Here is a 737-nt window from a genome sequence, read left to right as displayed (position 1 = left end):
CCGGCCGTCCTTGCGGTTCGGGGTGCCTGACAATCCGACCTTGTATTCGCAGTTGAGTGCGGCTATCACTGACGCGTACTTGGGGGCAGCGCCCGTGTGGATTTCGTCTACAAGCAGCATCGCAAACATGTCGCGAACTCGGCGCAAAAGTTTACGTCCTTTGGCACTCCAGAAAGTTTGGCATGTAACGAGACAGATATCGTACTTTAGAAAATCTTCGTAGGTCTTGCACAGGCCGATCTGGGTCTTTCTACAGTTGGTCAGGGCGGCCTGTGTGTCCGATCCGATAAATGTCTCTTGGAAGCCGAGAATCCATTCACGCTGCGACGCCATGATGATCGTCTTCTTACCCAAGCGGCATACAGCTGCGGCCCCCATCACGGTCTTACCGCTCCGGGGCGGGGCTTTGAGGACACCACGCTTCTTTTTCAGGATCGCGTCAACGGCTGCTGGCTGGTAGTCCTTGAGGGTGCCCGTGAATTTGATAGGCCTGCTAAATTCCTGTGTCGGGAAATGCTTCTTGAACTTGAATGGTATATCGCTCTTTTCGAGAACCTGTTTCAGACCTCCTGCGTCACCGAGCGGAGTTTTAAGGAATTCCTTCTCACCGATCTTGACCATGGAAGCCAAATCAGCGCCGCCCAAGAAAGACCCGCAGTTGTCACAAGTATCAGAGTGACGATCTTCGAAAAATTCGCACTGCTTGCAGTTCTTATCCTCGTAGAATCGGAACTTGT

Annotated in this window: 1 protein-coding gene; it reads right to left on the bottom strand. The window is 52.6% G+C overall.

The window, feature by feature from the left end:
* The coding region (locus AC1RPH_RS07640) for a DEAD/DEAH box helicase (protein ID WP_481762005.1) at positions 1–621 on the bottom strand (621 nt) is incomplete at its 3' end.
* Between the last annotated feature and the right edge of the window lie 116 nt (positions 622–737).

The sequence above is a fragment of the Dellaglioa sp. CoH-57-MRSF-16 genome, assembly GCF_056782055.1.
Note: the sequence above shows the minus strand (reverse complement) of the source record. Positions and strands in the feature narration are given on the sequence as shown.